Genomic DNA, 24,313 nt, shown 5'->3' with positions numbered 1-24,313 from the left:
AGCAGCAGAGCCCCGCAAAACGCGCCAGCGGCAAGCCCGGGCGCGTGGCAAGAAGCGGGTAAATCCGTACAATGGCCGAGTTTTCGCCGCCAATCGTTTAGTTGGACGCGCCACAAGCGCAGGAAAAGACGCGTTTTGAAGAATTCCACCACCACCGCTCAAGCACCCGTCTGGCGTCAGCAATTGCACTACCGACTCAAGGAAGGTGCGCTGATCGCCCTCGGTGCGCTCTGCCTCTATCTGTGGATGGCACTGCTCACCTACGACCAGAACGATCCGGGCTGGACCCACACCAGCAACGTGGTGCAAGTGCAGAACGCCGCCGGCCGCGCCGGCGCCTGGTTCGCCGACATCCTGTTCATGGCCCTCGGCTATTTCGCTTATCTGTTCCCTGGCTTGCTGGTGATCAAAACCGTGCAGGTGTTCCGCAACCGCCACGAGCCGTGGCAGTGGAATGGCTGGTTGTTCTCCTGGCGCCTGATCGGCCTGGTGTTTCTCATTCTTTCTGGCGCGGCCCTGGCCTACATTCACTTCCATTCCGGCTCCTCCATGCCTGCGTCGGCTGGCGGCGCGCTGGGCGAGAGCCTGGGCCGTCTGGCTGTGGCTGCGCTGAACGTGCAGGGCAGCACCTTGCTGTTTATCGCCTTGTTCCTGTTCGGCCTGACCGTGTTCAGCGACCTGTCGTGGTTCAAGGTGATGGACGTCACCGGCAAAATCACCCTTGATCTGTTCGAGCTGATCAACAGCCTGATCACTAATTGGTGGAATTCGCGCGTCGAGCGCAAGCAATTGGTGGCCCAGCTTCGCGAGGTCGATGACCGCGTCAGCGAAGTGGCGGCTCCCGTGGTGCACGACCGCCGCGAGCAAGCCAAGGTCAAGGAACGCATCATTGAGCGCGACGAAGCCCTGAGCAAACACATGACCGAGCGCGAAACCCGTCCCGCGCCCGTCATCACGCCGCCGCCAGCGCCGAAAGTCGCCGAGCCGAGCAAGCGTGTACAGAAGGAAAAACAGGTGTCGCTGTTCGTCGACAGCGCGGTGGAAGGCACCTTGCCGCCCATTTCCATCCTCGACCCGGCCGAGAAAAAGCAGAAGAAATTCTCCCCGGAATCGCTGGAAGCCATGTCGCGACTGCTTGAAATCAAGCTCAAAGAGTTTGGTGTCGAGGTGGTTGTCGAGTCGGTGCATCCGGGTCCGGTGATTACCCGTTTCGAAATCCAGCCGGCTGCCGGTATCAAGGTCAGCCGTATTTCCGGCCTGGCCCGTGACCTGGCCCGTTCGCTGGCCGTGATGAGCGTGCGGGTGGTGGAAGTCATTCCTGGCAAAACCACCGTCGGCATCGAGATTCCCAACGAAGACCGCCAGATCGTGCGCTTCTCCGAAGTGCTGTCTTCGCCTGAGTACGACGATGCCAAGTCGCCGGTTACCTTGGCGCTGGGCCACGACATCGGCGGCCGCCCAGTAATTACCGACCTGGCGCGCATGCCGCACTTGCTGGTTGCCGGTACCACCGGTTCGGGTAAGTCGGTGGGCGTGAACGCCATGATCCTGTCGATTCTGTTCAAGTCCGGCCCGGAAGATGCCCGATTGATCATGATCGACCCGAAAATGCTTGAGCTGTCGATCTACGAAGGCATTCCGCACCTGCTATGCCCGGTGGTTACCGACATGAAGGAAGCGGCCAACGCCTTGCGTTGGAGCGTTGCCGAGATGGAGCGCCGCTACAAGCTGATGTCCAAGCTGGGCGTGCGTAACCTTGCTGGCTTCAACCGCAAAGTGAAAGACGCCGAAGAAGCCGGCGAGCCGATTCCAGATCCGCTGTACAAGCGCGAAAGCATTCACGACGAAGCGCCGCTGCTGAAAACCCTGCCAACCATCGTGGTGGTGGTCGACGAATTCGCCGACATGATGATGATTGTCGGCAAGAAGGTTGAAGAGCTGATCGCCCGTATTGCACAGAAAGCCCGTGCGGCGGGTATTCACCTGATTCTCGCTACCCAGCGTCCGTCGGTGGATGTAATCACCGGTCTGATCAAGGCCAACATTCCGACGCGTATGGCGTTCCAGGTGTCGAGCAAAATCGACTCGCGCACCATCCTCGACCAAGGCGGCGCCGAACAACTGCTGGGCCACGGTGACATGCTCTACCTGCCGCCCGGCACCGGACTGCCAATTCGTGTGCACGGCGCGTTCGTCTCCGACGAAGAAGTTCACCGCGTGGTGGAAGCCTGGAAATTGCGTGGCGCCCCGGATTACATCGACGACATTCTCAATGGCGTGGAAGAGGCCGGCAGCGGCTTCGACGGCGGCAGTGGCGGCGGTGGTGAAGGCGGCGAGGGCAGTGAAGACGATCCGCTCTACGACGAAGCCGTTCGCTTTGTGACCGAAAGCCGCCGCGCCTCGATTTCTGCGGTGCAACGTAAGCTGAAAATCGGCTACAACCGCGCCGCCCGCATGGTCGAAGCCATGGAAATGGCCGGCGTGGTAACCGCCATGAACACCAATGGCTCGCGTGACGTAATTGCCCCGGCGCCGATTCGCGACTGACGCGCCCGTTTCCCTATTTGTGTGACCCTATGACGAGGATTTACATGCGCCTGATCCGCTTGCTGTTGCTGGCTGCCCTGGCTGTCGCCGCGATTCCCGCGTATGCCGACGACGAAGCCGCCGTGCAAAAGCTGACTCAATTGCTTAACCAGGCCCAAACCATCACCGCGCGCTTTTCTCAGCTGACCCTTGATGGCGGCGGCACCCAGTTGCAGGAAACAGCCGGCGAACTGGCGCTTAAACGCCCCGGCCTGTTCCGCTGGCACACCGACGAGCCACAGGAACAACTGCTGGTTTCAAACGGTGAAAAAGTCTGGCTGTACGACCCAGACCTGCAACAAGTCACGATTCAAAAGCTCGACCAGCGCCTGACCCACACGCCCGCCTTGTTGCTCTCGGGCGATGTGTCTGAAATTCGGCAGAACTTCGACATCAGCTTCAAAGAAGCCGGCGACGTGGTGGATTTCACCCTCAAGCCCAAGGCCAAAGACACGCTGTTCGACAGCCTGCGCTTGTCGTTCCGCAAAGGCGTGATCAACGATATGCAGCTGATCGACAGCGTCGGCCAGCGCACCAATATTCTGTTCCTGAGCGTAAAAATGAATCCGGTCGTCGACGCCAAGCAGTTCACCTTTGAAGTGCCCGCCGGCGCCGATGTGATTCAGGAATAACTGCAGTTCACCCCTAACGAGACGCTGCGCCCCGCCATGGATCTGTTCCGCAACACCCCCGTCGCTCAACCCCTGGCTGCCCGTTTGCGCGCAGCCAGCCTGGACGAGTACGTCGGTCAGGAGCATTTGCTGGCGCGCGGCAAGCCGTTGCGCGAAGCGTTGGAGCAGGGCGCGCTGCATTCGATGATTTTCTGGGGCCCGCCCGGCGTGGGGAAAACCACCCTGGCGCGGCTGCTGGCGCAGGTCTCGGATGCGCATTTCGAAACCATTTCCGCCGTGCTCTCGGGCGTTAAGGAAATTCGCCAGGCGGTGGAAGTCGCCCAGCAGCACGCCGCGCAATATGGCCGCCGCACCATTCTGTTTGTTGACGAAGTGCATCGCTTCAACAAGTCGCAGCAGGACGCGTTTTTGCCTTACGTGGAAGACGGCACGCTGATTTTCATCGGCGCCACCACGGAAAACCCTTCGTTTGAACTGAACAACGCCTTGCTCTCCCGGGCGCGCGTTTACGTGCTGAAGAGCCTCGACGAAGAAGCCCTGCGCAAACTGGTTCACCGCGCCCTGACTGACCCAAAAGGCCTCGGTGATCGCCACCTGACTTTGCCGGATGAAAGCTTCAAAATCCTGCTCGCCGCTGCCGATGGTGACGGCCGACGCCTGCTGAATTTTCTGGAAAACGCGGCCGACCTGGCCGAAGACAACGGCGAACTCAGCGTCGATTTGCTGCAAAACCTGTTGGGCGACAGCCGTCGCCGTTTCGACAAAGGCGGCGAAGCGTTCTACGACCAGATTTCCGCACTGCACAAATCGGTGCGCGGCTCCAGCCCGGACGGCGCCTTGTACTGGTTCGCGCGCATGCTCGACGGCGGTTGCGATCCGCTGTACATCGCCCGGCGCGTGGTGCGCATGGCCAGCGAAGACATCGGTAACGCTGACCCGCGCGCGCTGACTCTTTGCCTGAACGCCTGGGATGTTCAAGAGCGCCTCGGCAGCCCCGAGGGCGAACTGGCCGTGGCGCAGGCCATCGTCTACCTGGCCTGCGCACCGAAAAGTAACGCGGTGTACAACGCTTTCAAAATGGCCATGCGCGACGCGGCGGAGCAAGGCTCGCAGGAAGTGCCGCTGCACCTGCGCAACGCACCGACCAAGCTGATGAAAGAACTCGGTTATGGCGACGAGTATCGCTACGCCCACGACGAGCCCGACGCCTACGCCGCCGGCGAAGATTACTTCCCCGACGCGCTCGAGCCCCGCCGTTATTACCAGCCGGTGCCCCGTGGCCTCGAACTGAAAATTGGCGAAAAGCTCAAGCATCTGGCTGCGCAAGACCAGACCAGCCCCCGGCAGCGGAGAAAATCATGATTCGCCTGATTATCGCGGTGGCCGTGGGCGGCGCCGCCGGCACGCTGTTGCGTTTTGCCACTGGCAGCTGGATTGCGGCAAATTGGCCGCAGCATTTCAGCCTCGGTACGTTTCTGGTCAACATCGTTGGCTGCCTGTTGATTGGCCTGCTGTATGGTTTCTTTTTGCTCCGCCCGGAACTGCCGATAGAATTGCGCGCAGGTCTGATCGTCGGCTTCCTTGGGGGCCTGACGACGTTTTCTTCCTTTTCCCTCGACACACTGCGCCTGCTTGAAAATGGGCAGTTGCCGCTGGCCTTGGGCTACGCGGCGCTCAGTGTGTTCGGCGGCTTGCTTGCCACCTGGGTGGGCTTGTCCCTGACCAAACTCTGATGATGAGAGACAACCATGCTTGATCCGAAACTGATCCGTAGCGAACTGCACGCCATCGCCGAGCGCCTCGCCACCCGTGGCTTCCAGCTGGATGTTTCACGCATCGAAGCCCTCGAAGCGCAGCGCAAAACCGTGCAGAGCAGCACTGAGCAGTTGCAGGCCGAGCGCAACGCCCGTTCAAAATCCATCGGCCAGGCCAAAGCCCGTGGCGAAGACATCGCGCCACTGATGGCCGACGTCGATCGCATGGCCGCCGAGCTGAGCGCCGGCAAAATCGAGCTGGACAAGATTCAGGCGGACCTCGACGCCATCTTGCTGGGCATTCCCAACCTTCCGCACGAGTCGGTGCCGGTCGGTAAAGATGAAGATGACAACGTCGAAGTGCGCAGTTGGGGCACGCCGACCACCTTCGATTTCGAAATCAAAGACCACGTCGCCTTGGGCGAACTGCATGGTTGGTTGGACTTCGAGCGCGCGGCCAAATTGTCCGGCGCGCGTTTCGCCTTGCTGCGTGGCCCCATCGCCCGCCTGCACCGCGCCCTGGCGCAATTCATGATCAACCTGCACACCGGCGAACACGGCTACGAAGAGGCATATACGCCTTACCTGGTGCAGGCGCCTGCCTTGCAGGGCACCGGTCAGTTGCCGAAATTCGAAGAAGACCTGTTCAAGATCAGCCGAGAAGGCGAGGCCGATCTGTACCTGATTCCGACGGCCGAGGTGTCGCTGACCAACATCGTCAACGGCGAAATTCTCGACGCCAAGCAGCTGCCATTGAAGTTCGTCGCTCACACGCCGTGCTTCCGTAGCGAAGCCGGCGCCTCGGGCCGTGATACCCGCGGCATGATCCGCCAGCACCAGTTCGACAAAGTCGAGATGGTGCAAATCGTCGAGCCAAGCACCTCCAACGCGGCGCTGGAAGAACTCACCGGCAACGCCGAGAAAGTGCTGCAACTGCTGGGCTTGCCGTACCGCGTTCTGGCGCTGTGCACGGGTGACATGGGCTTTGGCGCGGTGAAAACCTATGACCTCGAAGTATGGGTTCCGAGCCAGGACAAATTCCGCGAAATTTCTTCGTGCTCCAACTGCGGCGACTTCCAGGCGCGCCGCATGCAAGCCCGCTGGCGCAACCCGGAAACCGGCAAGCCGGAGCTGGTGCACACCTTGAACGGCTCGGGCCTGGCGGTCGGCCGTACGTTGGTGGCTGTGCTGGAAAACTACCAGCAGGCCGACGGCTCCATCCGCGTGCCGGACGTGCTCAAGCCTTACATGGGCGGCATTGAGGTCATCGGTTAAATGGAATTTCTGCCGCTGTTTCATAACCTGCGCGGGCAACGCGTTTTGGTGGTTGGCGGCGGCGAAATCGCCTTACGCAAATCGCGTCTGGTGGCCGACACCGGCGCCGTGCTGCGCGTCGTAGCGCCGCATATCGACAGTCATCTGGCCGCGCTGGTGGCATCCAGCGGTGGCGATCAATTGCTACGTGGCTACGAAGCGGCCGACATGAACGGCTGTACGCTGGTGATTGCTGCCACGGATGACGAGCCGCTTAACGCCCAGGTGTCGCAAGACGCCCGCGCGCGCGGCATGCCGGTCAATGTGGTGGATTCTCCCGCGCTGTGCAGCGTGATCTTTCCGGCCATCGTCGACCGCTCGCCGTTGTTGGTGGCGGTGTCCAGCGGCGGCGATGCGCCGGTGCTGGCACGGTTGATCCGCGCCAAGCTGGAAACCTGGATTCCCGCCGCCTACGGCCAACTGGCCGGCCTGGCGGCACGCTTTCGCGCGCAAGTACGCGAGCGCTTTCCTGATTTGCAGCAGCGCCGCGTGTTCTGGGAAGACGTGTTCCAGGGCCCCGTAGCCGAACGCATGTTGGCCGGGCAGGGCAGCGAAGCCGAGGCGCTGTTGCAAGCGCGACTGGATGGCGAGACGGGCGCGGTGAGAGGCGAGGTTTATCTGGTTGGCGCCGGCCCGGGCGACCCCGACCTGCTGACGTTCCGCGCGCTGCGTCTGATGCAGCAAGCGGACGTCGTGCTGTACGACCGTCTGGTAGCGCCGGCCATTGTTGAGCTATGCCGTCGCGACGCCGAGCGCATTTACGTCGGCAAACAGCGCGCCGAGCATGCCGTGCCGCAGGAACAGCTCAATCAGCAACTGGTCACGTTGGCCAAACAAGGCAAACGCGTGCTGCGCCTTAAAGGTGGCGACCCGTTTATTTTCGGTCGCGGTGGCGAGGAAATCGAAGAGCTGGCGGCCCATGGCATTCCGTTCCAGGTGGTACCGGGCATTACTGCGGCGAGCGGCTGCGCTGCCTACGCCGGCATCCCGCTGACCCACCGCGACTATGCGCAGTCTGTGCGATTCGTGACCGGGCATTTGAAAGACGGCAGCACCGATTTGCCCTGGTCCGACCTCGTCGCGCCTGGGCAAACGCTGGTGTTTTACATGGGCCTGGTGGGCTTGCCGTCCATTTGCGAACAGCTTGTGCTTCATGGCCGTAGCAGCGACACCCCGGCCGCACTGATTCAGCAAGGCACCACCCAGAACCAGCGCGTTTTCACCGGCACCCTGGGCAACTTGCCGCAACTGGTGGCCGAGCATGAAGTGCATGCGCCGACACTGGTGATTGTGGGCGAGGTGGTGACGTTGCGGGACAAATTGGCGTGGTTTGAAGGCGCGCAATCCCAAGTCTGACGCCAGCCCTGCGGACTGAAATCCAAAAGCATCGCGGCTAAAGCCGCTCCGACAGAGAGCGCGAGAGCGCGTGCAAACGGTTTACAACCGCTCCCGATCATGCGCCCGCATGAAATCCTGCTGCGGCCCCTTAGGCACGATGCCTGTCGGGTTGATGGTCAGATGACTGGCGTAGTAGTGGTGCTTGATGTGCTCGAAATCCACCGTCTGCGCCACGCCCGGCCACTGGTACAGCTCGCGCAGCCAGTTGGACAGATTCGGGTAGTCCTCAATGCGTCTGAGGTTGCATTTGAAGTGGCCGTGGTACACCGCGTCGAAGCGAATCAGCGTGGTGAACAGCCGCCAGTCCGCCTCGGTGATCTGCTTGCCGGTCAGGTAGCGTTTCTCGCTCAGCAGCGTTTCCAGTGATTCCAGCGTGGCGAACAGGCCGTCGAAGGCTTCTTCGTAGGCTTGCTGCGTGGTGGCAAAGCCGGCGCGGTATACGCCGTTATTCACATTGGGATAGATGAGGTCGTTCAGCCCATCGATCTCGCTGCGCAGCGCTTCGGGGTAGAAGTCCAGTTCGTTGCCGGTCAGCCCGTTAAAGGCTGAGTTGAACATGCGGATGATTTCCGATGATTCATTGCTGACGATGCGCTTGAGCTTTTTGTCCCACAGCACGGGCACCGTTACGCGGCCGGTGTAATGGGCGTCGTCGGCGATGTAGCGCTGGTACATGAGGCTCAGGTCGTCCAGCGCATCGCCGCTGGAGCCGTGGGTGGTGTCGAAGGTCCAGCCGTTTTCCCGCATAAGCCAGCTGACCACGGAAACGTCGATGAGGTCTTCCAAGCCTTTCAGCGCGCGGAAAATCAGGGTGCGATGGGCCCAAGGGCAGGCCAGAGATACGTACAAATGATAGCGACCGGCTTCGGCTTTAAAGCCGCCTTCGCCGCTGGGGCCGGCTTCGCCGGTCGCGGTCACCCAGTTGCGGCGCTGGGCGTTTTCACGCTTGAAGCGGCCGCCGTCCTCGGTGTTGTACCACTGGTCTTGCCATTGGCCGTCGACTAACAAACCCATCATCAAATCCTCAGCTATTTTGCGTTGGAGCTGAGTCTATTCCGATCAGTTCGAACGAATAGCGCAAAAGTCGCCTGGGAATGATCGGCTAAATCGATTTGTTGCGGTTCTGCCAGAAGGTTTCGGCCTTGGCGAATGCCTCGTCACGTGGCGTATCCAACCCACGTAGCGCCAACGCCATGGTGGCCATAACGGCTAGACGGCCGTAATTGTCTTCAACTTCGCCACGCCAGAAGGCGGCCAAATGTTCCGGATCCAAACGCTCGGGTTTGACGTGGCGCTGGGGCGACAATGGCGGCCATTCTTCATCCCAACTGCTGCCGCCCTCGGTGCCGTGAAGGTGCGAGGTGGCGTCCGGGTTCATTTCAATTTCGCCGCCGTCGCCCTTGATCACGATGGCCTTGTCGCCCAGCAATTGGCTGGCGTCGCGATGCGCGGCCTGATAGCCCGGATGGAAAATACTCTGCAGGCCGCAGCGGGCGTTTAGCGGGTTGAGCACGCGAGCCAGGGAGTGGATCGGGGAGCGCAAGCCGAGGGTGTTGCGCAGGTCGATCATGCGTTGCAGCTGCGGCATCCAGTCTTGCAGCGGGAAAAAGGCGAGGTTGTGCTGAGCCAGGGCCTGTTCGGTCGCTGCCCAGTCGCGGCACAAGGTGATGCCGAGGACGTCGAGCACTTGTTCGCTGTACATGCGGCCGGCCGTGTGGGCGCCGCCGCCGTGCATCAGGATGCGCACGCCGCTGTTGGCCAGGCATTTGGCGGCGAGTAAGTACCACGGCAAATGGCGCTTTTTGCCGGCATAGGAAGGCCAGTCGAGGTCAACCTCAATGGCTGGCGCGTTCAGCCGTGCGCGTACGGCCTGGGTAAAGCCGGCCAATTCCTCCGGGCCTTCTTCCTTGTGGCGCATCAGCATCAAAAAGGCGCCGAGCTGGGTGTCTTCGACCTTGCCGTCGAGCAGCATGCCCATGGCCTCGCGGGCTTCTTCCTGGGTCATGTTGCGCGCGCCGCGCTTGCCCTTGCCGAGAATGCGCACGTAGTGGGCGAACGGGTGCTCGGCGGGGGTTACGAGGGTCAGCGGTTGGGCGGTCATAGGCAATTCGTCGGCTTCGGCAGGCCCGCCAGTTTGGCGGCGAGTTTGGCTGGGGTGCCTTTGAACAGGCGATTGAGGTGCAGGCTGTTGCCCTTGTCGGCGCCCAGCTTCAGGGCGGCGTATTTAATCAGCGGCCGCGTCGCCGGAGACAACTGAAATTCGGCGTAGAAGTCGCGAAGTAGATTCAGCACTTCCCAGTGCTCAGGACTCAGCACGATATCTTCCTGTGCGGCCAGCGCTTCGGCGGTGGCGGGGGACCATTCATGGTGGTCGGCCAGGTAGCCGTCTTTGTCGAGGGCGATGGCTCGGTCTTCAACAATCAGTTCGTTCATAGCCAAGTGTTGACTTTGGCAAAGGCGGCGCAGCGTTCGACGAAGGCGGGGTAGTCGAGCACCTGCACACGCGGCGGCGGGGCGAGGTGGCGGGCCTGCAAGTCTTCATCCAGGGCATACAGCAAAATGCTCTCGGGCATCAGGCTCAGCGCTTGCCATTGCGCAGTGTCGGGCTGCAGCGCGTAGGTGGCATCGCCAGTCAGCAGAACGCCGTCGCCCGGACCGAGCAGACGCAGGCAACTAACCAAGCGGGAATCGCTGAAGGGCGAGTGAGAAAGCATGTGCAGGGTGGCCATTAGAGCGTGATCACCTGGTCGTGTTGGGCGATTAGAACGGTGAGGGCGGTGTCGTCGAGCGCTTCCACTGGGGGGCTCAACGGCTGGCCGATCAGGCCGCGCTCCTCGAGGCTGCGGGCGGACGCGTACAGCGCGTCGACGCCAAACAAGGGCAGCGCTTGCAGGTTGGCGGTGAGGTCTTTTTGTTGCACCGCTACGGCCTGCTGAGCGGTTTGCAGCTGGAACACGCCATCGTCGAGAAATAGCAGGCTGATGGGCAAATCGAACGCGCCGCCCGCCAGGGCAATGTCCAGCGCCTCACGCGCGCCGGGGCCGGACCAGGGTGCCTGGCGGCAAATAATCAGCAGGGATCTAGCCACTTCACGGCCCTCCGAAGCAGACGAGGCGGTCGGCGAGTTGCGCCGCTTCATGCAACTGGCCCAGGCCGGAAAGCTCCCACGGCTTGGCCAGGCTGGCGGCGCTGCGTTCGTAGCGTTGGGCTTCTTCTTCGTTCAACACGCCGCGGCGCAGGGCGGCGGCGATGCACACCACGCCGTCGAGGGTGTGGGTGGCAATGAAGGTTGACCAGGCGGCAGCGGTGTCCAGCTCGTCCTGCGGGGCGACCGGGGTGCGGGCGGCGCTGTAGACGCCGTCCTGATAAAAGAAAACCCGCACAATCTCGTGCCCGCCGGCCAGCACCGCTTCGGCAAAACGCAAAGCGCGTCGCGATGAGGGCGCGTGGGGCGCGGAGAACAGGGCGATAGCGAATTTCATGGCGCTGACCGATCAGAAAAAACAGGCGGAATAATACGGCGCTTTGCCGATTTCAGACATAAAAAAGCCCGCCGAAGCGGGCTTTTTCTACGACGCCTGAATCAGTCGTCGCTGCTCATGATGCCGAAAATTTGCAGCAGGCTGATGAACATATTGTAGATCGAAATGTACAAGCTGACGGTCGCCATAATGTAGTTGCGCTCGCCGCCATGAATGATTTGGCTGGTCTGGAACAGGATGCAGGCCGACGAGAACAGCACGAACGCCGCGCTGATTGCCAACTGTAGACCGCTGATCTGGAAGAACATGCTGACCAGCACCGCGCCGAGCAACACGAAGAAGCCAGCGGTGATAAAACCGGCTAGGAAGCTCATGTCTTTACGGGTGGTGAGCACGTAGGCCGACAAACCGCAGAACACCAACGCGGTCATGGCGAAGGCCGAGCTGATCAGTTCGGCGCCGTTGGCCAACCCCAGATAACGGTTGAGGATCGGACCGAGCGTGTAACCCATGAAACCGGTCAGGGCGAAGGTGGAAACCAGACCCCAGGCAGAATCACGCAGTTTTACGGTCAGGAAGAACAGACCGTAGAAACCGATCAGAACGACAAAAATGTTTGGATAGGGAACGCGCATCTGCTGGGCCACGAAGGCAACCACGCCGCTGAAGGCGAGGGTGAGGGCCAGCAGCCCGTAGGTGTTGCGCAGTACGCGGCTGACTTCTTGCTGCTCGACCTGCGCATGGCCGAGTGCGTAATCTTGTTCGTGCATGGCGACACTCCTGAATAGACGGCTTGTTGGGTTCCGTGACCGTAGTCTCGGCGATCATAACAGAGCACTTGTGGCTGCCAACCCGCAGAGTTTGACAGTGTGTTTCCTTCCGGTATGATTCGCCCGCACTTCGGAGGTGTGGCCGAGCGGTTTAAGGCAGCAGTCTTGAAAACTGCCGACTGTAACAGGTCCGTGAGTTCGAATCTCACCGCCTCCGCCATCTAAGATGCTGTTTTTGCTGGATTTTTCGATTATTGCTCTGCCGTAGGGAGCGTATTGGGAACATTCTGGGAATGACAGGCAAAAAAAGGGGCCTTTTAAGGCCCCTTTTTCGTTGTTTCAATTCAGCTTTAGCGCCTGATTCAGAAGCCCCACCACGTCTGGCCCGTCTGAGCTAATCCACTTTGCGTAGTGCTTGAAGATCATCGCGGTGGAGGTATGCCCCATCTGATCGGCAATCCACTCCGGCGTCGCTATTCCGCTACTTAGCATCTGGCTAGCGAAAGTGTGGCGACACTGATTCGGCCCGCGTTGTCTCACTCCAGCTTTTTTGAGGTGGCCATTCCACCAGCCGTTGCGCAGGGTGTCTGAGGTTGAAAATGCCTCCCCGCTCGCGGTGTTGTGGAACACAAAGCGAACCCGCTGGGCTTTTCTGGTCCGGTTGTCCCTATCAATCACCTCGATTGACACCGGCTGCAAGTCTTTAGTCAGCCTCGCTTGCTGCTGCAAGGCGCGCAGAGCTGGCGCTAGCAGCTTCACTTTGCGTATTGATCGACGGGTTTTGGTCACTTTGTACTGGCTACGAACTCGCGCCCGGCGGAAAACGACGGTGCCTTCCTCCAGGTCGACGTCTTCCCATGCCAGCGCCATCGCTTCGCTCACGCGGGGACCGCTCCAGATCATGAACTCCGCGAGATTAAGCTCTGCTGTGCGCCTGGTTTCAGTACCGAGAATTTTCGCAATTTCCTCGCGGGTGAAGGGGTCCGGGTCATCCGCGTCGGGCAAGGTGATGACTATGCCGTCGGTTGGGTCGTGGGCTGATCGGTTGCGCGTGCGATAAAGGCGGAAAATTTGTCGCAGGTTGCTTACCACTTCCCGCACTGTCTTGTTGTGGAGCTTGGGCATCAAGGTGTTTTGCACCCAGTCCTGGACGTCCAGATGATCGATGCTATCTGCCTGTGTCTCGCCCCAGCGCGGACGGATATGGTTTTCCACCCTGCTTGTGTATCCCCTAAATCCGCTTGCCGCGATTTGGTTGCGCTTTATGTCGAGCCAGAGGTCCACATAGTGTCCGAGCGTGTTGCTTTTTACCCTTGGCGAGTCGGGGAAATGGCGCGCATAGCTGAATGTCCCAGCTTTAATTTCGTAGTTGATCATGCCTACCAGGCGCTCGGCCTGGGCGATGTTTTCGGGCGACGCGTCGCCCCTGAAAGGTTCTCGGCACAGCTCGCCTTGGTATCGGAAATACACGCGAACGCCGTTACCGCGTACTTCAACTCCATCTGCCATTTGCATCCCCACGCATAAGAAAACGGCGCCAGTTTATGGGCGCCGTAAAATTGAAGCCCTAAGCAGGGCCAAGAATCTGTATTAGCTATTCCTTGCTGCCGCTAGCGGCGACCTTTTTCTTGTTTTGCTGCTGATCTCGCTGCGAGCAATCCTTTCCACTCCGGTTCCTTAGTCTGCTGGCGAATCCGGCTGCAACGTGCGTGCTTACGAGTTGCGCGAGCGTTGCCGCAGATATCGCAGAGGCTTGGCAGATCCAGACGGTGGCTTGCCATGGTTGGCCGGGTGCGTGCGGTGGTACGCTGTTCGCCGCTGGCTTCTTGGGGGTTCACTTGCATGGTGCTTCTCCTTGGGGTTGGTCAGGCCCTGCCGAGTTGCCGCTCGGCGGGGCCTACTTCTTTAAGCCGCGACGTAGCCGCCGGCGGTCTTCATCAATAGGCCCATTTCTGCGGCCTGCTGTAGCAACTTGGTGGCCTTGGTGCTGCCTATCCGCAGCTCTTTTGATATCTGCCTCACTGCCACCTTTGTTCCTGTCTCCGTACTAGCGATGAGCTCTTGTAGCTGTTGCGGTATGCATTGCTCTGCTGCGCCTTTCGCCCCTGCTTCCCGCCGTTCCTGATCGTGCTCCCGGGCTTGTTCCTGCTCCGCTATCTCCGCTACCGGGTAGCGCTCCTGCACGATGGGGCGGCGAAGCGCAGCGAGGATCAGAGCGGGCACTACCTCAAGTGCTGCGGCGAATCCGAGGCAGAGGAGTTGGGCCAGATACAGCGGTAGGCCGGCGGCTTTGTCTGGTTTAGCGAGTAGGGCGGTGAGTTCTTGCGAGGCGAGGTCTCTCCGCTCCTGGGCGTGCTCACGTTCGGCGTTGATGCGTGCCATGGCGGCCGTCTCCAATTCCAGGGCGCGGCTGACCATTCCTCGGTCGCGTAGTGCCTGGGCCTGCTGGTAGGTGGTGGAGGCATCGGTGTCGAGCTGCTTAATGCGTGCGGCGTCGGCGTCGCGTTGTTCTAGCAGATCGATCTGACGTTGCTCCTGGTACGCCTGGTGCTCGGCACGGCTGTTGATGATTGAGCTCATCAGTCGGTCGTAACTTGCCCAGCCGGAGACGCCTCCCAGGGCCGCCGCGCACGCCATCATCAGCAATGCACAAACGGTTCGGCGTGTTGCAATCAGGCCAAGGGCCAGTGGCCAAGCGATGTACTTGAATAGATCCAGGACCACTGCTGCAGATGCAAACAGAGCGGCGATCAAGGCGTTTTCGATCAGCGCCGCGATGGCCAGCGCCACCGAAGTGGCCGTAACCCCCGCAAGTGCGGCGACCATTGCCAGCAGTGGCCAGCGATGGTGCTTTTTAAGGTGGTGCATGGGTGCTTCTCCTCGTCCGAACGCCTCGGGGTTGCCGCCCCGGGGCGCCGCTTGTTCCGTGCTTAGCCGATCTTCATTGGCTTGCCGTCGACCAGGACGTAGAAGTTCACGTCCCGCAGGGCATACAGGCCGCCCGGTCCGCCATGAACGACAAAGGCGTCGTACGGTGCTGCGGCCACCCGCACCGGGAATAGCTTTTCTGTCTGATGGGCGTACCGGCTGGTTTTCTTGATGCGCGCATACAGCTGCTGACCGAACGGTTTGCACCCGTCCGGGCCGTGCGCGGCTTCAAACCCAAGCCAGGCAGCCTGTGTTTCGACGTTGAGAAACTGACTGTCTTCGGGGGTGGTGCCGGTGCGGCGGCCTAAGTCATAGCCGCGCGGTAGCGCCCAATCCTCGAACGCCAGTAGCAACTCCAAATTGCCGAACTTGCGCATCGTGTTTTCGCCGGCAGGGGCGCCGTTTTCTATTTCCGCTTTCATGGTGCTTCTCCTTGAGTGGATTGCCCGGACGTTGCCGCGCCCGGGCTGTGGGTCAGTGAAGGGCTGCCGCCAGCAGAGTCGGCGCGTAGTAGCCAGCCGCTATAAGCAAGGCCAGGGACGCGCCGCTGACGGCCAGCGTGGCGAGGCGTTCGCGCCGGCCGGCGCGGTCGAAGTTGTCGTTGTGCATGGTGCTTCTCCTTGGGGTCGTGCCTTGGCATTGCCGTGCCTTGGCGGATCAGTTGGCTTTAAAGGTCCAACACTTCACCGTTGTGCAGCGCTGGTTGTTGGCGTTGTTGCGAGCGTTATATGAGGCGCGAACTGCGCTATCGACACTGACGTTCTTACCGATGAAAGGCCGGGACCGGCTGTTGCCCAGCAGGGCGCGCAAAGTGGTGGCATCGGCGAGCTTCTGTTTGTGTTCGGCGGCCCGCTCGCAGAAGTCATTTATGCTGATGGCGATCAGGTCCGGGTTTTTGCTGTGGTTGACCAGAGGCTCGTCGTAGAGCGATTCGAGGTAGTCGAAGACCTCCCAGAATTCAGCAACTTCCTGCGGGTCGGAATTCACAGAGTGCTGGCGGGCAACTGCCATGGCGCGAAGCTCAGCGAGAACAGCGTCGTATTGGCGATCAGAAATCGGGGCCACCAAGCGCAAGGCGTCGACCAGGGCCATCAGCTGGGCGTGGTTTTTGATGATCCGCTCGATTCGGATTTCCTTGAGCGCTCGTAGCTCCTGCTCGTAGACGCGAACCCGCTCGCGAAATAGCTCCAGCACCTTGTGCTCGGAACGCGTAGCGAGCAGCAGGAAGTGGCTGAGGTTTTCTACCTGTAGGTGGTTGAGGTTGTCGGCCGCAGCGCGGCTGGCGTCGGTCACTTCCGGTCGAACAAAGTGCAGGCGGATGATTCGTGTAAGGATCGCCTCGGAGGCCACTACGGTGGCGTTTTGGCTGATAACCAATGCGGCGCGGAATGGCGGCTCATTGGTCTCGTTACCCGATGTTTTTACGCCGGTAACGCCGAGGCTGCCGCCGTTGAACAGGGGTTTGAACTCGTCCCAGTCAAAGGCCTTGGATGCGTTGCCCTTGTCGTCGCTGCGGTCGGCTTCAAGCATCACCACTGGCATGCCAGAAATCTGGCTCAGCCAACGGCGTAGGCCGGCTTTTGACATTTTAGAGGGGTCTTTGCCTTCCTCGTCCGGACGACCCAGCAGCTTCCAAAGGAACGTCAGCAGGGTGGTCTTGCCCGCGCCGGCCTCGCCTGTCACTTCGAGGAACGGGAAGCTTTGAAATTCCGCTCGGATCTGTTCAGCGAATAGCGAGCCAAACCAGTAGGCGAGGGCGATAAGGCCCTGCGTGCCGAAACAAGTCCACAGCCAGTCGAGCCACTCTTTGCGATAACCCTCTTCGGTGCGGGAAATCTCCATACGGATAGATTTCTGCAAGGTCTTCAGGCGTAGGCCTTTGAACTCGAAATAGTCCTCAGCGTTGGCGGCTTCCACCACTCCACCGCGTACCGCCAAGTCGCCAAACACATAGCAAGCGTGTTCTTTGCTGTAGCCAATGAAGTCGATGGTCTTCACTGTTTTCAAGCCAAAAAGCTGCTCCTTCATGATCTTGTCCAGGTGCGCACCGCTGCCGGTGAAAACCGCGCCGGCAGCCATGCCCAGAAGGCGTTTTTTGAACTCGCTGGCAGCGGCCACCTGGCCGCCGGTGAAGGTATTCCGGACGGTTGGCTCGTCGTGTGGGAAATCGACGCGGAAGTAGTACCAGCTCTCGTCTGTCACTTCGTTACGTTGGAAATACAGGGCCTGCGGGTAGCAGTTGGCGATTTCAACCACGCATCCAGCCTGGCGCAGCGCCTTCTCGCGCATTTCCTTTCCGTTGAGCTGCTGTTCTTTATGGTCCTCGCTGCTTTCCAGCCCTTGCATGGCGCGGTTGAACTTGTCCAAGTCGAGCTTGAACCAATAAAGCCGGTGATCGAAGGCAAAGTGGAATTCACCTTGTTCGCGCCAGTCGTACATGAGCAACGCTTTCTCGCTCGCGTTCTCGGCCAGCAGCAACGAGCCGTGGTAGCGAGCCAGTCGTAAGTCGCGATCAATTGCATCGGCGCGCTTGCCGGCGTCGTCGATGAACTGCCAGCGCTGGTGCAGGTCGTTCCAATCCGTTTTGCGGTCACCCTGCGGGTACTGGGCTGCTTCGCACTTGAAACCCAGCTCGTGCGCCATTGAGGCGTGCTTACGGGTGAAGCGATGCGCACCTGGTTCATTGTCCAAAGCCCAGACCAGGGTAGGCAGCTTCTTACCTTCGTTGGCTCGCGCCTGAGCCAGCGCTTTGAGTGACTCGAAGGGAAACGCGCCCGAGCTCATCGCCGACACGGCGGCGATGCCGTGGTGTACGAGGGCAATCGCATCAAAGATGCCCTCGACGATCCATAGCTCGTCGACTTCCCGCAGGTCGATGCAAGGCGGGCACCACCAATAGCCTTTCGGCGATTGCCCTTTTGCAAACCGTGCCTTGAGCTTGCCGAAGCGGTGGGGGCGATCAATCAGCCGCTCCCAATAGACGCCGTGTTCCAGCGGGAACCGCACCGTTGCACTACCGATGCGCAGCTCCGGGTGCCAAAAATTCTCTTGGCTGTACCAACCTTTTACGAGTGCAGGATCGAAGCCGCGAGCAAATTGCATGTACGCATCCGCTGAGGCGTGTGGCGCCTGCTCGGTGGTGGGGTGCTGCTTGCTGTAATCGTCAAATAGATCGTCAAACAACTCCTTGACGTGCCACTGCTCGCCGCACTTGCTCTCGCGGCCGCATTTGATGAACCAGGGTTCGTCATGCCGCGAGTACAGCTCCCTCTTGCCGCAGGATGGACATGTGCCCTTGCGCAGGTATTGAGTACCCGCCATGTGGACTAGGCCGTAATTACCCTCCAGGCGGCGGAGCACCTCTTGGCGGATTTGGTTGGGCATGGATTTCATTTTCGGGGGCCTTAATGGATTGCGCGGAGCGCGGCTTTCAGCGCGCCGATGGTGCGTTTGTGGCCGGCAAGGGCCGGGTAATCGTCGAGGATGCGGCGGCTTCTAAAAGCCTCCGGCACGTCGCGGTAGCGGTCGTCGTACCAATGCTCCAAAAATCCCCTGCGCAGCTCTGCGCGCAGGCTGCCAAGCCACGCCACGGCGACCGGCTTAGGCATGTCCAACTGAAACGCAACGGCGTCTGGCATGGCTGCACCTCGAATTGCAGGTAAAACTTCCCCAAACCCACGGGAGTGGGGCCGGGTGGTTAAAGGTCAGAGAGCGGCCGAGTCGGCCTGGGTGTGCAGGAAACGTTGCGGTAAAAGCCGTGCCGAGACCGGGTAGGTTTTCCCGATGCGGTAGTCGCGGATCAAGCAAAGATCCGAACCGCTGGAGACGTCTACGCCGATCCACGACTTGCCCCGTGGAAGTCGGTCCGTCATTGCCAGATGCACGAGGCGCCCGGCCATGAATACCGGCACGCCCCATACGTTCACCAGGTGATTGACGGTGCGGTCGAAAAGGCCGTCGTCGTTCAGATGTTCCTGCTGGTGTAGTTCTACAAAGGCTGCCGCATTGCGCTGCATGCCGGTGCGGTAGTCGTCTAGCTGCTTGCGTGTGAGCGTGATGGTTTGCATGGTCAGGCCTCCAAAACGGCGAGCATGTCGAGCTGGTTGGTTTTCACCGCGCTGTCGCGGAAAGCCTGCATACGCTTGACTGAAGGTGCGACCGGAAGCCGGACGCGGGGGCGGTCAATGCCAGAGGCGTTCAGCTCGTATTCCCACGAAAGGGAGCCGCCGTAGGTCGCGCCGCAACCGAGGTTGGTGCACTCGCCGTACATGGTTTTGAAAATGGGTGTTTGCTCTTCCGAATTACGAATACGCATTCGGCTGCCGCAGGCAGGGCACAGGGCCTTGTACCCGCCGCCATGGTTGGTGCTCATCGTTTCTCTCCCCGGCCGCTAACGCGGCCAATGGCTTTCGCCAAAAAAAAGCGACGCTTCCTGCGTCTACTACTGGTCCTGGTTGCCCGGATTTTTCCGGTGCAACGTAATCACTGCGCCGATTTCGGCGTGTCTTGCTGCAATGTGCCGGCGGTGAGCTGCGACGATGTCAGCGAGCTCGCCCTCATCCAGTCGGCCATCGCCGAGCGCTTTCAAAATGATCTGATCGACCTTGCCTTCGGCGACGTCTGTGGCCAGCGACCGGGCATACAGGTCGAGGTTGTCGACGTGGCCATCCTCTGGCATCGGAACGAACACGCCGCTGTAAAGGCCGGCCAAGTAGTCGGCGAGAATGTTGGTGCCGCTAACGCGTTCGAGCTGGCGAACTTGAGCGTCAGTCAGAGGGCGATGGCCCGGGTTTTCGTACACCTTATTGTCGAACTGTTTGAGGTCCAGACAGAGGTGCGCAGCGGCGCATTCCCTGCCGCCTGGAAAAGCGGCAACTGCGGCCATAACAGCCTTACGGCGGCTATCAAGAATTGGGCGGCTCATCTTCTTGTTTCTCCCAAAGGCCGGTAGCACTAACGTGCGACCGTACCCTCCTTGATGCCGAGTAACACAGCAGCGCGGTGGGACTCACCTCGCAAGCATTTTTTCTGTCCGTTTAACACCGCATATACGGTGGACTCATTGATCTGATTCCGCTCGGACCATTCCCTTACGGAAATACCGATGGCAGCCAGTCGAGTGCGGGCTGCCTGGCGTGCTTGCTCAGTGGGGTAGGCGTTCGGCATAGTGCGAATTCGTGCAAGTTCGTGTGATGACGAGCGAAGAATGATGCAGAAAACTGCACCTGGTCAATAGAGGAAGTGAAAAATTTTGCATCTTTCGCGAGAGGCCATCGGGAGTCGTCTTCAAGAGGAGCGGAAGCGTGTCGGCCTAAATCAGGACGAGTTCGCTCAGCAAGTAGGGGTCGCGAAGCGAACCCTGGCCGGATATGAAAGCGGAAACGGCGACGTTGGGGCCGTTGCTTTGGCCCTGGCCGCCCAGTTGGGCGTCGATGTGCTTTACGTGGTCACAGGCGAGCGTAAGCCCCTGGTCGCGGACCACCTGCCAGTCGCCATCGTTGAGTTCGTTAGCCTACTGCGCACGGTCGCCCCATCTGACCTTGAGGTTTTGCGCAGAACAGCAGAAGCCTTCGCACGGGTAGGTGCTTAATCGCAGTAGGAAGTGGTGCGCCGACCAAGAGGGTCGGCGTTACGGAGTTAGGACAAGGAGTAGCAATGAAGAGCAGGTTTGAAGTCGCACTGTTTTTTTTTATCACCGCAACCGCAGTTGCTGGCTGCGGCGCACCAGAACCTACTGGACTGGAGATCTCCGAGGCTGAGCTTGGCGCCGCGTGGCCGTTTACTGTTCCACAGGTTGAGTTGTTGTGCGAAGGGCCTCCTCCTGCATCCCTAATACGAGTTGATGGAAAACTCTATGCGCTAAACGGGAGCGCCCGCTCGAAGGCGGCCGAAAAAGGCTGGCTAGACGGACTAACCCTAGTTAAGCCAAATCCCGAAATTCCCGAAATTAAGATGGACGTAAGTCCCCTCGTAATGCGAGCGATTGAGCTGTGCAACAAATAGCGAGAATTATCGAAGGGGCTTCATATGTGTGAGCAGAACGTACCTTGGTCCACGGATCGAATGAATAGACAGGGGGTTGCGAAGTTCCTGACTAAATATTTAGATGACAATGCGGATATAAAAGTACTCAACATTAATGCGCCTTGGGGGGCGGGGAAAACATTTTTTATTGAGAACTGGCGAGATGAGCTTAGCCAATCTCGCGCATGCATCTATTTTAATGCCTGGCAGCATGACTATTCAGGCGACGCCTTCATTGCGTTAACCGCCTCAATACATGACTCTTTAGTCGAGCTAATACCAGGGAAAGACCCTGCGGCGCAGCTGAGTGGGTTTGTGCAAAAAGCAAGTAGTGCGATTCTCGCCGCGACGCCCGCAGTGGCGAAGGGCCTTCTTAAGAAAGTCACAGGGGTTGAGTTTACAGCTATCGCCGAAGCGGTTGATCAGGACGCTATGGGAGATGCGGCGGAAAAAGCATTAGAAAGTCTCCTAACTAGCAATAAAAAAACCCTCAAGTTGGTAGAGGAGTTCAAGGCTGAGTTTGCGACCAAAATATCCGAAGCAAGCGATTATGCAGCTGCTGCTCCTGCAGATCGAAAGCCCGTCTATATCTTTATTGATGAGTTAGATCGCTGCCGCCCGACGTTTTCGATCGAATTGTTGGAGCGAATTAAACATTTTTTCGATGTTGGCGGATGCCGGTTTATTATTGCTTGCGATCTTGAGCAGTTGCAACATTCCGTAAGCGCTGTCTACGGTCAACGCTTCAATTCGGACCGCTATCTAAAACGGTTCTTCGATGCTGAGTACTCTCTGGATTTCTCGAATATTGAAGGATGGGTTTCCGCTCAGTTAATAGACACGCGGAGTTTCAGTAACCCCCGTGTTTTAGGGGCGCGGGGGCGTCATATGTACAGTTCGCAAAGTGTGACAGACCCAGATTCCGACGCCGTGCTCTCTGGGGACTTCAACTTAAACGCATTCCAGATTATCGTTGTTGCAGTTGCATCCACTTTTAGGCTTAAGTTGCGTGAGCTTGAGAAGTGTTTCAAGCATATAAGAGCTATTCAGGCTGCGATGCCTCTGCAAACGAAAGACTTCTTTTGGCTTATTTATCTCGTTATGTTGCGCGATGAGGCACCATCTATTTACAAGCGGATGTTGGCGCTAAGAGACGTCAAAGCATTTGAGGAGCTGAAAGAACTGTATCCGGCTCGGACGTTATATTGGGGGGGCGGAAATACGTCAGTGCATGAATTGGCTTTAACGTATTTCACCGCCTATCACGCGAGTCGTGAGACGCGAATGCGCCAAGGAGCTGCTGAAACTGGCTTTGTATTGGATATGTTGGCATGGCAGGCTTTCGACGCGGGGAACGCCGATTTCATGAAAACTTATCCGGTATTTGTAAATCTGGCAAACAGTCTTGAATAAGGTTGCGATGATTCAGTAAGTACTGCTTTCATTTGAAGCTGACTGTTAAACTGGCGAAGCTAACACGCTCCCGGATGTGCGGCCGTCTTTATAGGCGGCGGCCAACCGTAACATGGAAAATGGAGCAAAGACGATGGAAAACCTTACCCTATTGGAACTCTTTTTAATTCGCGTTTGGCGTGAGCTGACTGAGCAACAGCAAAGCGACTTGCTGCGAATTATGGAAGTTTTCCAGAAGTTAGAAGAGTAAGGCTTAGTTGGCCCCGGCTTTGCCGGGGTTCGGGGCCTAAGTCATCGAGATCCCCGTTTTTCCATGCGCAAAATTTCTCTTCGTAATGCGCGCTTCGCGTTCGCCTTGCTCTGGTACAGGTGCGTTAGCCGGCGCGGCTTGGTCTGGTCGCCCTCGGTTAGCTTGTGCTGTGCCCCGGTTTTCGGGTCGCGATACCAGGCAACCAACCCCGTAAAGCCATCGTTGACGTCGTGGTCCGCCAGCTCGTCCAGGTCGCCTTCCGGTAACTGGGATTCGAGCTCCAGCGCGGTGGTGAAACTCTCCGGCGTGAAGCTGTGCCGAATGTTCCCGCCGAGCCAGATGATTTCCGCAATTTCCGCTTTGATGCCCGTCAGGCTGTAGGTCTGATCCGGCACCAGATCCGGACGCCCCTTGGCGAGCGTATAGCTCAACGTCGCCGTCCCTCGCTGCAATCGGCTCCACTCTGACCGTGCCGCTCGTAGCGCGCTGGCCCTGTTGGTGTAGCTGTGGCGCAATTCTTTGATGTTCTCGCCGCCGCCGGCGAACACTTCCTGTTTTCCCGCGCTGTTCACGTCGTAGAAATACGCCTTAACGCCGGTGTAGGTATCGCGGCTGGCCTGTAGGTAGCGGTGCTGGTCGCCGTCGGCGCGCGTCAGCGTGACGTGTGGAAGTTCCAGGCCGCTGACTGTCACCGCTTTACCGGTGGGAATGAACAACAAGCAGCCGGCTTTGATGCTGGCGATGGCGTCGTGGTCGCGGCCGAGGCGGGTGAGCAGGTTAGCGTCCGACTCGTTTGCCTGATCCAGGTGCACCACATCGAGGCCCGCAAGCGCTGCGCTGATCAGCGGGGTGAGGCCGTATCGGGTCGCGATAGCGCTGACGATGGTGGCAAGGGGCGTGGCGTCCCAAGAACGCTCGCGCTTCACCTTCAGCCCACCGCTAAGGTCGGCGCTGCGGGCGCGGATGTTCAGGATATCCGGCGCTCCGCTGTGCTCGGTTTCGTCGACGTTGTAGCGGCCTTTGTAGACCAGGCCTGTGTCATCCCACCCGAGCCAAAGATCGATGGCAGCGTCGCGGGTTGGGATTGCCAGGAGCCCGTCATGGTCGCTTAGCGCAATGTCGAGCTGGTCCGCCTCCATCCCTCGGTTGTCGGTGAGCTCGATGCTGATCAGGCGCTCAACCACAGCGGCGGTGATGTCATTGCCAGCCACCACGACGCGGCAAATCGGTTTGGCGTAGGCGGTAACCTCGCGGTAACGCTGGGCCGCCTGATCGAGCAGGCCAGAGGCTTGGCTCAAAAGGCTCAAAGCAGCGCACCCAAGATAGGGCGCAGTAGCCCGCCAAGCACACCGGTTGCCGTGCCGAGCATGTCGATGCGGCCGTCGTCGATACGCTTGAGGCTGATGGTGAATTCGTATCGGCGAGGCGTGCCGTCCTCAAAAAAAATCTGCTGGGTTTCGCTGATGGATGTGATCGCCCAGGCGCCGTAAATCTTGCCGGTCCCACTCACGAGTGCCCACGCTTTCCCGGTGTCAGCCATCATCCTGAGCGAGTCCAGGCCGAGGGGAGACCCAGCGAGGCCTGGCAGCAGTGTGCCCGGCAGGGTGATGGCATCTTCACCGCGTCCAAGGAACTGACTGGCAGGGTTGGTGCCGATGCGGCTGGTCGAGCTGTGCCGCCATTCGGTGCTGCGTTGCAGCTCCTGGTAGGCGAGGGTAGGCAGCCCAAATACGAACATGCCGAGGGCCATCATCATGGGTCG

General features: G+C 59.6%; 29 protein-coding genes and 1 tRNA gene. 10 read left to right on the top strand and 20 right to left on the bottom strand.

The window, feature by feature from the left end:
* Positions 1-135 precede the first annotated feature (135 nt).
* From ftsK to cysG, 6 genes are read left to right on the top strand one after another with little or no spacing between them, the layout of a single operon-like run.
* Positions 136-2,547, top strand: a complete 2,412-nt coding sequence (gene ftsK / locus ACZZ0Q_RS13410) for a DNA translocase FtsK (protein ID WP_463541957.1) — start codon at positions 136-138, stop codon at positions 2,545-2,547.
* A gap of 44 nt (positions 2,548-2,591) precedes the next feature.
* A complete protein-coding gene (lolA, locus tag ACZZ0Q_RS13405) occupies positions 2,592-3,218 on the top strand; it encodes an outer membrane lipoprotein periplasmic chaperone LolA (RefSeq protein ID WP_463541958.1) in 627 nt (208 codons plus the stop codon).
* Between the two features lie 36 nt (positions 3,219-3,254).
* The gene (locus ACZZ0Q_RS13400) at positions 3,255-4,580 is read left to right on the top strand and encodes a replication-associated recombination protein A (RefSeq protein ID WP_463541959.1); all 1,326 of its coding nucleotides are present in this window, start codon (positions 3,255-3,257) and stop codon (positions 4,578-4,580) included.
* A complete protein-coding gene (gene crcB / locus ACZZ0Q_RS13395) occupies positions 4,577-4,951 on the top strand; it encodes a fluoride efflux transporter CrcB (RefSeq protein WP_463541960.1) in 375 nt (124 codons plus the stop codon). Before ACZZ0Q_RS13400 ends, crcB begins: the two co-directional genes overlap by 4 nt.
* A gap of 15 nt (positions 4,952-4,966) precedes the next feature.
* Complete coding sequence (serS, locus tag ACZZ0Q_RS13390; RefSeq protein WP_122453205.1) at positions 4,967-6,247, top strand: serine--tRNA ligase; 1,281 nt, start codon at positions 4,967-4,969, stop codon at positions 6,245-6,247.
* Positions 6,248-7,642: a siroheme synthase CysG gene (cysG, locus tag ACZZ0Q_RS13385; protein WP_463541961.1), complete on the top strand. Its 1,395-nt coding sequence runs from the start codon at positions 6,248-6,250 to the stop codon at positions 7,640-7,642. It begins immediately after the preceding gene.
* Between the two features lie 81 nt (positions 7,643-7,723).
* On the opposite strand, the gene ACZZ0Q_RS13380 is transcribed toward cysG, so the two are convergent.
* The 7 genes from ACZZ0Q_RS13380 to ACZZ0Q_RS13350 all read right to left on the bottom strand — a co-directional run bounded on the left by ACZZ0Q_RS13380 (position 7,724) and on the right by ACZZ0Q_RS13350 (position 11,936).
* On the bottom strand, positions 7,724-8,698 hold the full coding sequence (locus ACZZ0Q_RS13380) for a glutathione S-transferase family protein (protein ID WP_463541962.1): 975 nt from the start codon (positions 8,696-8,698) through the stop codon (positions 7,724-7,726).
* Positions 8,699-8,786: 88 nt separating this feature from the next.
* A complete protein-coding gene (locus tag ACZZ0Q_RS13375; RefSeq protein ID WP_463541963.1) occupies positions 8,787-9,785 on the bottom strand; it encodes a glycosyl transferase family protein in 999 nt (332 codons plus the stop codon).
* Positions 9,782-10,117, bottom strand: a complete 336-nt coding sequence (locus ACZZ0Q_RS13370) for a TusE/DsrC/DsvC family sulfur relay protein (protein ID WP_463541964.1) — start codon at positions 10,115-10,117, stop codon at positions 9,782-9,784. Before ACZZ0Q_RS13370 ends, ACZZ0Q_RS13375 begins: the two co-directional genes overlap by 4 nt.
* Positions 10,114-10,413 (bottom strand): sulfurtransferase complex subunit TusB, encoded by a 300-nt coding sequence (tusB, locus tag ACZZ0Q_RS13365; protein ID WP_463541965.1) that lies wholly within the window; start codon positions 10,411-10,413, stop codon positions 10,114-10,116. Before tusB ends, ACZZ0Q_RS13370 begins: the two co-directional genes overlap by 4 nt.
* Positions 10,413-10,772: a sulfurtransferase complex subunit TusC gene (gene tusC / locus ACZZ0Q_RS13360; RefSeq protein WP_463541966.1), complete on the bottom strand. Its 360-nt coding sequence runs from the start codon at positions 10,770-10,772 to the stop codon at positions 10,413-10,415. The genes tusB and tusC overlap by 1 nt, the downstream gene beginning before the upstream one ends.
* Position 10,773: 1 nt before the next feature.
* On the bottom strand, positions 10,774-11,166 hold the full coding sequence (gene tusD / locus ACZZ0Q_RS13355; RefSeq protein ID WP_463541967.1) for a sulfurtransferase complex subunit TusD: 393 nt from the start codon (positions 11,164-11,166) through the stop codon (positions 10,774-10,776).
* Positions 11,167-11,267: 101 nt separating this feature from the next.
* Positions 11,268-11,936 carry a Bax inhibitor-1/YccA family protein gene (locus ACZZ0Q_RS13350; protein WP_463541968.1) on the bottom strand — a complete coding sequence of 223 codons (669 nt, stop codon included), beginning with the start codon at positions 11,934-11,936 and terminating at the stop codon, positions 11,268-11,270.
* 132 nt (positions 11,937-12,068) lie between these two features.
* Between ACZZ0Q_RS13350 and ACZZ0Q_RS13345 the strand changes: the two genes are divergently transcribed.
* Positions 12,069-12,156: transfer RNA gene (locus tag ACZZ0Q_RS13345), tRNA-Ser, on the top strand.
* Between the two features lie 119 nt (positions 12,157-12,275).
* Here ACZZ0Q_RS13345 and ACZZ0Q_RS13340 read toward each other — a convergent pair.
* The 11 genes from ACZZ0Q_RS13340 to ACZZ0Q_RS13290 all read right to left on the bottom strand — a co-directional run bounded on the left by ACZZ0Q_RS13340 (position 12,276) and on the right by ACZZ0Q_RS13290 (position 20,030).
* Positions 12,276-13,445, bottom strand: a complete 1,170-nt coding sequence (locus ACZZ0Q_RS13340; RefSeq protein WP_463541969.1) for an Arm DNA-binding domain-containing protein — start codon at positions 13,443-13,445, stop codon at positions 12,276-12,278.
* 101 nt (positions 13,446-13,546) lie between these two features.
* Positions 13,547-13,780 (bottom strand): hypothetical protein, encoded by a 234-nt coding sequence (locus ACZZ0Q_RS13335; RefSeq protein WP_463560664.1) that lies wholly within the window; start codon positions 13,778-13,780, stop codon positions 13,547-13,549.
* A 61-nt stretch (positions 13,781-13,841) separates the two neighbouring features.
* Positions 13,842-14,804 (bottom strand): hypothetical protein, encoded by a 963-nt coding sequence (locus tag ACZZ0Q_RS13330; RefSeq protein WP_463541970.1) that lies wholly within the window; start codon positions 14,802-14,804, stop codon positions 13,842-13,844.
* A 62-nt stretch (positions 14,805-14,866) separates the two neighbouring features.
* A complete protein-coding gene (locus tag ACZZ0Q_RS13325; protein ID WP_463541971.1) occupies positions 14,867-15,286 on the bottom strand; it encodes a hypothetical protein in 420 nt (139 codons plus the stop codon).
* A gap of 52 nt (positions 15,287-15,338) precedes the next feature.
* Entirely contained in the window at positions 15,339-15,473 is a 135-nt protein-coding gene (locus ACZZ0Q_RS13320) for a hypothetical protein (RefSeq protein WP_463541972.1), read from the bottom strand.
* 48 nt (positions 15,474-15,521) lie between these two features.
* A complete protein-coding gene (locus ACZZ0Q_RS13315; RefSeq protein WP_463541973.1) occupies positions 15,522-18,257 on the bottom strand; it encodes a toprim domain-containing protein in 2,736 nt (911 codons plus the stop codon).
* 11 nt (positions 18,258-18,268) lie between these two features.
* Positions 18,269-18,502 (bottom strand): hypothetical protein, encoded by a 234-nt coding sequence (locus ACZZ0Q_RS13310; RefSeq protein WP_463560662.1) that lies wholly within the window; start codon positions 18,500-18,502, stop codon positions 18,269-18,271.
* Between the two features lie 66 nt (positions 18,503-18,568).
* On the bottom strand, positions 18,569-18,931 hold the full coding sequence (locus ACZZ0Q_RS13305) for a hypothetical protein (RefSeq protein ID WP_463541975.1): 363 nt from the start codon (positions 18,929-18,931) through the stop codon (positions 18,569-18,571).
* Positions 18,932-18,933: 2 nt separating this feature from the next.
* Entirely contained in the window at positions 18,934-19,236 is a 303-nt protein-coding gene (locus ACZZ0Q_RS13300) for an ogr/Delta-like zinc finger family protein (RefSeq protein WP_463541976.1), read from the bottom strand.
* A gap of 69 nt (positions 19,237-19,305) precedes the next feature.
* Positions 19,306-19,788, bottom strand: coding sequence for a YmfL family putative regulatory protein (locus ACZZ0Q_RS13295; RefSeq protein ID WP_463541977.1), 483 nt, complete (start codon positions 19,786-19,788; stop codon positions 19,306-19,308).
* Positions 19,789-19,817: 29 nt separating this feature from the next.
* Complete coding sequence (locus ACZZ0Q_RS13290) at positions 19,818-20,030, bottom strand: helix-turn-helix domain-containing protein (protein WP_463541978.1); 213 nt, start codon at positions 20,028-20,030, stop codon at positions 19,818-19,820.
* An 85-nt stretch (positions 20,031-20,115) separates the two neighbouring features.
* Between ACZZ0Q_RS13290 and ACZZ0Q_RS13285 the strand changes: the two genes are divergently transcribed.
* The 3 genes from ACZZ0Q_RS13285 (at position 20,116) to ACZZ0Q_RS13275 (ending at position 22,301) form a co-directional block, all read left to right on the top strand.
* On the top strand, positions 20,116-20,454 hold the full coding sequence (locus tag ACZZ0Q_RS13285) for a helix-turn-helix domain-containing protein (RefSeq protein ID WP_463541979.1): 339 nt from the start codon (positions 20,116-20,118) through the stop codon (positions 20,452-20,454).
* Between the two features lie 65 nt (positions 20,455-20,519).
* Positions 20,520-20,867, top strand: a complete 348-nt coding sequence (locus ACZZ0Q_RS13280; protein ID WP_463560661.1) for a DUF2511 domain-containing protein — start codon at positions 20,520-20,522, stop codon at positions 20,865-20,867.
* A gap of 24 nt (positions 20,868-20,891) precedes the next feature.
* The gene (locus ACZZ0Q_RS13275) at positions 20,892-22,301 is read left to right on the top strand and encodes a KAP family P-loop NTPase fold protein (protein WP_463560659.1); all 1,410 of its coding nucleotides are present in this window, start codon (positions 20,892-20,894) and stop codon (positions 22,299-22,301) included.
* 291 nt (positions 22,302-22,592) lie between these two features.
* On the opposite strand, the gene ACZZ0Q_RS13270 is transcribed toward ACZZ0Q_RS13275, so the two are convergent.
* Entirely contained in the window at positions 22,593-23,858 is a 1,266-nt protein-coding gene (locus ACZZ0Q_RS13270; protein ID WP_463541982.1) for a phage late control D family protein, read from the bottom strand.
* Positions 23,855-24,307, bottom strand: coding sequence for a phage tail protein (locus tag ACZZ0Q_RS13265; protein ID WP_463560658.1), 453 nt, complete (start codon positions 24,305-24,307; stop codon positions 23,855-23,857). The genes ACZZ0Q_RS13270 and ACZZ0Q_RS13265 overlap by 4 nt, the downstream gene beginning before the upstream one ends.
* Positions 24,308-24,313: the final 6 nt, after the last annotated feature.

The organism is Pseudomonas sp. AC070 (assembly GCF_979258635.1).
The sequence above is the reverse complement of the archived record's forward strand: the minus strand, read 5'-3'. Positions and strand labels throughout refer to the sequence as shown.